This window comes from Nocardia sp. NPDC004123 (assembly GCF_053603795.1).
Window position 1 is genome coordinate 107,676 of the sequence record NZ_JBSGGG010000035.1, and the last position, 8,357, is coordinate 116,032.

Annotated in this window: 6 protein-coding genes and 1 pseudogene; 1 reads left to right on the plus strand and 6 read right to left on the minus strand. The window is 65.9% G+C overall.

Features of this window, described 5'->3' with window-relative positions:
- Positions 1-3: 3 nt before the first annotated feature.
- From ACWEQQ_RS39140 to ACWEQQ_RS39165, 6 genes are all read right to left on the minus strand, one after another.
- The gene (locus ACWEQQ_RS39140; protein WP_452342258.1) at positions 4-1,059 is read right to left on the minus strand and encodes an NADH-quinone oxidoreductase subunit B family protein; all 1,056 of its coding nucleotides are present in this window, start codon (positions 1,057-1,059) and stop codon (positions 4-6) included.
- Positions 1,060-1,188: 129 nt separating this feature from the next.
- Positions 1,189-2,028, minus strand: a complete 840-nt coding sequence (gene hypB / locus ACWEQQ_RS39145; RefSeq protein ID WP_452351729.1) for a hydrogenase nickel incorporation protein HypB — start codon at positions 2,026-2,028, stop codon at positions 1,189-1,191.
- Positions 1,986-2,360 (minus strand): hydrogenase maturation nickel metallochaperone HypA, encoded by a 375-nt coding sequence (hypA, locus tag ACWEQQ_RS39150; RefSeq protein ID WP_364618352.1) that lies wholly within the window; start codon positions 2,358-2,360, stop codon positions 1,986-1,988. Before hypA ends, hypB begins: the two co-directional genes overlap by 43 nt.
- Positions 2,361-2,454: 94 nt before the next feature.
- Positions 2,455-3,579 (minus strand): HoxN/HupN/NixA family nickel/cobalt transporter, encoded by a 1,125-nt coding sequence (locus ACWEQQ_RS39155; protein WP_452351730.1) that lies wholly within the window; start codon positions 3,577-3,579, stop codon positions 2,455-2,457.
- Between the two features lie 108 nt (positions 3,580-3,687).
- Complete coding sequence (locus tag ACWEQQ_RS39160) at positions 3,688-4,371, minus strand: PAS and ANTAR domain-containing protein (RefSeq protein ID WP_452351731.1); 684 nt, start codon at positions 4,369-4,371, stop codon at positions 3,688-3,690.
- A gap of 75 nt (positions 4,372-4,446) precedes the next feature.
- Entirely contained in the window at positions 4,447-7,719 is a 3,273-nt protein-coding gene (locus tag ACWEQQ_RS39165) for a protein kinase domain-containing protein (protein WP_452351732.1), read from the minus strand.
- A gap of 379 nt (positions 7,720-8,098) precedes the next feature.
- On the opposite strand from ACWEQQ_RS39165, the pseudogene ACWEQQ_RS39170 reads away from it, so the two are divergent.
- Positions 8,099-8,357: pseudogene (locus ACWEQQ_RS39170) on the plus strand (hypothetical protein); the annotation flags it as partial.

Consider the following 8,357-nt stretch of genomic DNA (forward strand, 5'->3'; position numbering starts at 1 on the left):
TCCCTACCAGGTCCGGACCGCGCCGGAATCCAGTTTGTCTCCCTTGTGCCGCCAGCTCGGCTCCTTGTCCACGGTGCGGCCGGTGATGTGCCGCAGACTGCGAATCACCGAGCCGTACAAACCCGACGCGGTGGAGGAGAACTTGCCGCCCGGCGGCGGGTCCATGAAGGGCATGAACTTGTCCGGGAATCCGGGCATGGTGCATCCGATACAGATACCACCCACATTCGGGCAACCGCCGACGCCGTTTATCCAACCGCGTTTGGGCACATTGCATTTCACGACCGGGCCCCAGCACCCCAATTTCACGATGCATTTCGGCGAGCCGTATTCGGTGGCGAAATCCCCTTGCTCGTAATAGCCCGCGCGATCGCACCCCTCGTGCACCGTCGCACCGAAAAGCCATTTGGGGCGCAATGCCTCGTCGAGCGGGATCATCGGAGCCTGGCCGGTGGCCATGTAGAGCAGGTAGGTCAGGGTCTCGGAGAGATTGTCCGGCTGGATCGGGCAACCCGGCACGCACACGATGGGTATGCCGGCCTTGCTCTTCCATTCCCAGCCCAGGTAGTCGGGGACGCCCATGGCGCCGGTCGGGTTGCCGGCCATGGCGTGGATGCCGCCGTAGGTCGCGCAGGTGCCGGCCGCGACGATCGCGGTCGCCTTCGGGGCCAGCCGATCGACCCATTCGCTGGTGGTCATGGGCTGGTTGGTCTCGGGATTGTTGCCGAACCCGCACCAGTAGCCCTCGACGTGCAAACGCTCGTTCGGGATCGACCCCTCGACGACCAGGACGAAGGGTTCGAGCTCGCCACGATCGGCCTTGAAGAACCATTCGAGGAAGTCGTCGGCTCCCCCGGTCGGGCCACATTCGTAATCGATGAGTGGCCAATGTACGGCGATCTTGGGCAGGCCAGGCAGGGATCCGAGAGCTATCTCCTCGACACTGGGCTGGGTGGCGGCAGTCAGGGCCACCGAGTCGCCATCACAACTGAGTCCCGCGTTGATCCAGAGAACATGGATCAGCGTCTGCTCCGCATTGACTGCTTCTTTAGTCGGCATGGAAAGGTGCCACCCTTCGAAGCGAAATGCCAGGCGGTCGGGCGTCGCCGTTTTCTCGAAAACGACCGGCCGGGATGTGAGCCTGATCACGTAAGTTTAGGCGCGGCCCGAGACCGCCTCAAGAGTCCGCTAAGCAGGTACGCGCTGTGCGGACAGCCACTCGTACCACTGCCCCAGACCCGCCCCGGTGGACGCCGATATCTCCAGGATTCGGACGCTGGGATTCACCGATCGCGCGAACTCACCGAAGCGGTCCGGGTCGAAGTCGACGTAGGGCAACAGGTCGATCTTGTTGATCAGCACCAGGGTCGCCACCGAGAACATGTGCGGATACTTCAGCGGCTTGTCGGTGCCCTCGGTCACCGAGATCACCACGACCTTGCCGCTCTCGCCCAGATCGAACAGCGCCGGGCACACCAGGTTTCCGACGTTCTCGATGAACAGCAGGCTGCCGGACTCCGGTGCGAGCAGGTCGAGGGCGCGCCGGGTCATGGCCGCGTCCAGGTGACAGCCGGCACCGGTATTGATCTGTGCCACCTTGCATCCCGTGGCCATGATGCGCTCGGCGTCGAGGAGGGTCTCCTGATCCCCCTCGATGACGGCGATCGGTGCCCCACCGAGTTCACGGATGGTGCGCACCAGCAGCGTGGTCTTTCCCGCGCCCGGCGAGCTCGTCATGTTGAGCGCGAGGATGTCGCGTTCGGCGAGCCAGGCCCGGTTCTCCTGTGCCAGCCGGTCGTTCTTGGCCAGGACCTGCTGCTCCAGCGTCACGGTCTCGGTGATCGGCAGGTGCACGTGATCACCGCCGTGCTCGTGGCCGGCATGGTCGTGCCCCGGGTGCCCATGGTCGTGATGGGCGTGGTCGTCATGGACGTGGCCGTGATGGTCATGGTCTTCGCCCGGGTCGTGCGGGTGGGGGACGGTGATCAGTCCGCCCGTCTCGCCACCGCATCCGCAGGTAGCACACATGGGTCGCTCACCTCCATGGATCGGATTCGCAGCTCCCGCCCGGCGGTCACCTCGACATCCGCACTGCCGCAACGGCACAGCAGCACAGGATCGGGCAGGACGAAGTCCCGGCCGCAGGCCCGGCACCGGGCCATGCCGGGAATGAGATGGATGTCCAGACGTGCGCCCGCCGCGACGGTTCCCTCGGCGGCCAGATCGAAGCAGAATCGCAGGGCGTCGGGGACGACGGCACAGAGTGCGCCGATCTCGAGCGTCACGCTGTGGACGGTGCGGCCGGCCGCATGTTCGCCGACGGCATCGATGACACTCTGGGTAATCGCCATCTCGTGCACAACGACTCGTCTCGTCGAGAAGAACCCCTACCGAGAAGGACCCCTATCAAGCTACTCCCGAGCCGTGCCCCGCACACCACCTCACCCCTGCGGTTCATTCCCCGGCTTCAGGTTGCCGCGCGGTGGTCCACTTTTCCTCGAGGCCACCGTAGTGCCAGGTCAACAGGGCAATGGCCCAGGTGAGGACGAACAGGCCGACCACGAGGAAACCGACCGCGTTGAGGTCGAGTCCGCCGGCCCAATCCCAGACGCCGCCGGTCCAGCCCAATTGGCCGGCGAGCAGGCCGAGCAGCTCGATGGTGCCGATGATCAGGGCGACCGCGACGGACAGCGCCGTGACGGTGATGTTGTAGTAGACCCTGCGCACGGGTTTGGCGAAGGCCCACCCGTAGGCGACGTTCATGAAGCCGCCGTCGATGGTGTCGAGCAGGCTCATGCCGGCGGCGAACAGAATCGGCAGACACAGAATCGCGTACCAGGGCAGGCCCACCGCCGCGCTGGTGCCGGCCAATACCAGCAGCGCGACCTCGGTGGCGGTGTCGAAGCCGAGACCGAACAGCAGCCCGATCGGATACATCTGCCAGGGCTTGGTCACCGACCTCGTCACCGGCCCGAGCAGCCGATTCACCAGGCCGCGCTGTGCCAGCTGCTGCTCCAGCTCGGCCTCGTCGTAGGCGCCGCCGCGCATGCGCCCGAAGACCCGCAGAATACCCACCAGCACAACGAGATTCAGGATCGCGATGAGGTAGAGGAACGTCCCGGATACCGTCGTGCCGATCAGTCCGGTGTAGTGATGCAGGGCAGAGGAGTCGTTCTCGATCGGCCCGGCGACGACCCGCACGCCCAGCGAGAGCAGCAGGGCCAGCACGAAGACGACCGTGGAATGTCCGAGAGAGAAGAAGAATCCCACCGACAGCGGACGTTGCCCGTCGTGCATGAGCTTGCGGGTGGTGTTGTCGATGGCGGCGATGTGGTCGGCGTCGAACGCATGCCGCATACCCAGGGTGTACGCGGTCAGGCCGACTCCGATGCCGAGGGTGCGGTCACCGACGCTGAGATGCTGCGGGGCGACGAGCGCGACCAGCGTGAACCAGCCCAGCACATGCAGGCCGACGATCAGCCCGGCCATCGCCACCATTTGCAGCGATTCCGGCCGGGTCAGCACCAGGGGTTTCGGCAACGCGCGAAAGGGCCTGCGCTGCTGCGTTGTTGATGCCACGATCTGCCAATCGACGCACACCGAACCCTCTGACGGTAGACCCGTGCTCGCCGGTGCTGCAACCGATTGTTCGCGTACCGCGGGGTGCGGCCCGGAAACCGCCAGGGGTCATTGCTCGGGCACTCGCTCGTGGGCGGTCAGCAGCAGGTGGTCGAAGTGGGTGCGAATCGGCTTCGCCGCGTCCGCCAGAGCTTGCAGGTCCTCCATCAATTGCGCGGCCAGGGCACGCAGCTTGGTGTTGGTCTCCTGCGATCGCCAGGCCAGCACCCGGAACGCCGCCTCGGCGCTGACACCGTAGACCAGCATGATCGCGCCCTTGGCCTGCTCGATCACCGCGCGCGCGGCATACAGCTCGGGCAGGCTGTCGTCGAGAGCCTCCTGACGGTGCTCTGCGAGCGCATCGGTCACGTCGATGTAGAAACCGGCCGATCCGACAACCCGATCCTGACCGTCGACCATCTGATCACCCACCACGATCACGTCGTGCACGTTCCCGGTGGTATCGACGATGCGGTGGCGGCTCGAGAACGGCAGCGCATCGTTCACCGAACGCGCGATCATGCTCGCGACCTGGGCACGATCCTCGGGATGCTTGTGCGAGAGCAGCAGATCAGTGGTCGGCGACACCGCGCCCGGTCGGTAGCCGTGCATCACCGCCACCTCATCGGACCACTCCCACCGCTGGTCACCGAACCAGAAGCGAAAGCTACCGACGCTCTGTGGGCGACCGGCGCCCATCACCCGTTCGAGGATCTGCGCATCGTCCGGATGAGCCTCACCGCCTTGGGTCACAGCCGAATTATGCGTTGCCGCACCGGCACGGGGAGCAATTCGACGCGGCCGACACCACAGCGAGACGCCGGCCGGTCATCCTGGACTGCCGCCGGCATTTTCCGCAGCCCACGCCGCTATCTGCGCGCGCGAGGTGAAACCCAATTTGGCCAGGATGTGTTCGACGTGCCCTTGTGCGGTGCGTTGCGAGATCACCAGACGTGACGCGATCGCTCTGTTCGTCAGACCTTCCGCGACGAGGTCGGCGACCTGCCGCTCACGTTTCGTCAACTGCTGCGGCGAAGTATCGGGCGCGGGGGACGGTTCGTCGAGCGCGAGCCGTACGGCCGTGTCGAGACTCATCGCGGAACCTTCCTGGCGGGCCCGGTCGAAGGCTCGGACGCCGAGCGCTCGCCGGCTGCTCCGCATGCACTCGGCACGGTATTCGAGCAGATCACGGACCATGAGCGTATCGGTGCCGGCCAGGCCCCCCAACTTGTCCGCTGCGCCCATCAGGACCGCCGCACGGCGGGGCTCGTTCCGGTCGGCCGCAATCCAGGCCAGCGTCTCCAGACAACCCGCGGCGACGAGCGGATCGGAAGTCAGTGCCGAGAGCCGAACGCCTTCCTCCAGCAGGCGCTTGGCGCGTTCGACGTCGCCGCGGCGCCAGAGGGCGAAGCCCGCCGCGAACAACGCCCATGAGCGATAGATCGTTTCGCCGCAGGCTGCCGTCATGGCGAGCGTCTTCTCGTGGCAGGCAACGGCTTGGGCAGCGTCACCGCCCAGGGCGTAGGCCCAGCCGAGGGACAGTTGAGCGTCCAACTGCATTCCGAGCTCGCCGCACGCCTCGTAACTGCGGACCACATCGGTCAGCAAGGCAACCGCGTCGGACTCACCGACATTGCCGCGGGCGAGCGCCTGATTTGCCTCGGCGTGGTTGACCAAGGCTCCGACCAGCGGTTCCACTGTCTGCTCGGCGAGTACGCGAAGCTCCGTGAACCGGTCGTTCGCGGTCTGCAGGTCGCCGTTCAAACCCGCGATCGTGCCGGCGGCGAAGAGCGCCCTGGCTCGACCCGCGGTCCGGCCGTCGAGCGAATGGCCCAGCACGCGCTCATACCAGCGACGACCCTCATGCAGCCGCCCACGCGAACCCCAGAACAGGTACAGGTTCGTGATCATCCCGAGCCCGCCTTCGTCGGACTCGGACAGGCTGAACTCCAACGCCTCTCGAAGATTCGGCAGCTCCCGCTCGAGCCGGGCAACCCACTCCAGTTGATGCGGGCCGATGAAATTGGCGTCCGCCTCGCGGACCAGTCGCTCACACCAGTCCCGATGCCGCCGGCGCAGGTCCGGGAATCGACCGGACTCCTCGGCCTTCTCCCGGCCGAATTCCTGCACCGTCTCGAGCATCCGGAAGCGCACCGCCCCATCGGCTTCCTGCCGGACCAGGATCGATTTGTCCACCAGCGCGGACAAGGTATCGAGCACCTGGGACTCGGTCATGTCATCGGCGCACACCTGCTCGACGGCGTCGAGTTCGAAGCCGCCGGCGAATACGGACAAGCAAGCCCACAGCCGCTTCTCGTCGGGTGTGCACAGGTCATAGCTCCAATTGACGCAATACCACAGCGTCTGCTGCCGCTGCGGCGTTCCCCGGCCACCCCGGGTCAACAGGGCGTACCGGTCGCTCAGCCGGGTCTGGATCTGCTCGACCGACATCGTGCGCAGGCGCGCCGCGGCCAGCTCGATCGCCAACGGCAATCCGTCCAGCCTGGTGCAGATCTGGGCAATGGCACGTTGATTCGCTTCGGTCACCTCGAATCCCGGCACCGCCGCGGCGGCGCGTTCGACGAACAGTGCCACCGCGTGGGAGTGCGCCAGCGCCCGCTCATTGGCCGAATCGGGGATCCCGAGCGGCTGCACCGGATACACGGTTTCCCCGCCGATCCCCAGTGCCTCCCGGCTCGTGGCCAGGATTCGCACATTCGGACACGCCCGCAGCAGCGCCTCCGACAGCTTCGCGGCCGCGTCGACCACGTGCTCACAGTTGTCCAGCACCAGCAGCAGGTCATACGGTCCCAGCGCCTCCACCAGCGTGTCGAGCACGGATACGACACCTTGGCTTCGTATTCCGAAGACAGCGGCCACCGCATCGGGCAGCAGAGCGTCATCGCGGAGCTCCGCCAACTCGACCAGCCATGCCCCGTTCGCAAACTTCTGCCGGGCCTTGTGCGCGACTCGCTGTGCGAGCCTTGACTTTCCGACCCCGCCGATCCCGGTCAGGGTCACCAGGCGCGACCCTGACAGCAGATTGCCGACCTCGGACAACTGGGTCCGTCGATCGACGAAGCTGGTCAGCTCGAGCGGCAGATTTCCCGTCCCCTCATGTAATCCGTCGCTGCGGATACGCGGAACTCCTTGCCGGCCTGAAGGTTCCGGACTCACGAACGATTCGGATTCGAAGCCCGATTCGTCGCGAACCGCCATCTCGTCGACCGCGAAACCGTGCTCTCGCTGTATTCGGCGCAGTTGGTCGCCCAATTGCGCTGCGGTAGGCCGGTCGTGCGGGTCGCGCGACATCGCCGCCTCGATCACTGCGCGTACGTCCCAGGGGATACCGATTTCACAGCGGTCGGGATTCGAGGGGGCGGTGATCCGCACGAACTGGGTCGCCGCCTGCTCACCGCGGCGGCGTTCGAACCCGACGTGGCCGCCGGTGAGAGCACCGAGCAGTGTGGCTCCCAGCCCGTAGACATCCGAACCACGGCTGGGTGACTGTCCACCGAGCACCTCGGGCGCGGTGAGAGCCGGCGAGCTGGTGGTGATGTCGGCATCGGTCTCGAACTCGTCGGAGACGTGGGCGAGACCGAAGTCGGTCAACGCCGGCTCGTCATAATCGGTGAGCAGAATATTCGCCGGCCTGATATCGCGGTGCAGAACTCCTGCTCGATGTGCGGATTCCAGCGCCCCCGCGATCCGCACCCCGATATGAAGAGTGTCCGCGAGAGACAGCGGACCGTCGTCCCGGATACGTTCAGCCAGCGAGCCCCGGGAAAAGTACGGCATGACCAGATAGGGACGACCGCTGCCCGTCTGCCCCACCTCGAACATGCTGACGATGTTCGGATGCCCGGTGAGGCGACCCATCGCCCGCTGCTCACGGAAGAACCGCTCCCGGTCCTCCTCCAGTTCACCGGTGAGGACCTTCACCGCCACGGTGCGGTCGGCGGCAACCTGCGTGCACCGGTAGACAGTCCCGAGACCGCCCCGCCCGATCTCGTGGGCGTCGTCGAACCCGGCAGCGCTCAATTCCGTGACGACGTTGGGACCGGCATCACGCTGCGTTTCGAATGGAACATTTTCAGCCATCGGTAACTCGTAAATCGCCAGCAGCGGACACCAGTCAGAATATCCCTGCGCGGGTGGTCGGACCATCACAAAAAATGCTCGCGACCGGCCGTGACCGCACTGCGCGGAGGCTGTTGGTTCCCGGGTGGCAACCTCTGCCATGCCCGGCACGGATACCGGCGGCCCGGCGGATCCAGCCAAGAGCGGGAAAAGGGCAAAGTCCCGGAAATAGGTATGTCTCGGGTAGATCGGCCGTCGTGCCGACACAGGCCCGCAATCAATGCTGTCTTCACTGCCGACGCGGCCGATTCACCCGAAACGCCGCCAGGGCTCCCTTTCGCCCCGCAGGCCGCAGCGAAGCGACATGTGCTCGGCAACGAAATTCCTGAGGAGGAACTCAATGGCAACTGGACGCCGCCCCCGGACCGCCCTTCGCTTCGCCGTCTACACCCTGGCAGCCGCATCACTGTCGATCGCGGCAACCGCCGAGGCATCGGCACTCGTCGCGCAATCACCGGCACAAGCCGTACCGGCAGCCATGAGTCTTTCCGGCACGAAGGTTTCGGCCGAGTCCGGCGTGTACGGTTCCGACCTCGACGGCTGGATCCGCCAAGCCCTCGACATCATGGCCGCACAAGGCATCCCGGGCAGCTACGACG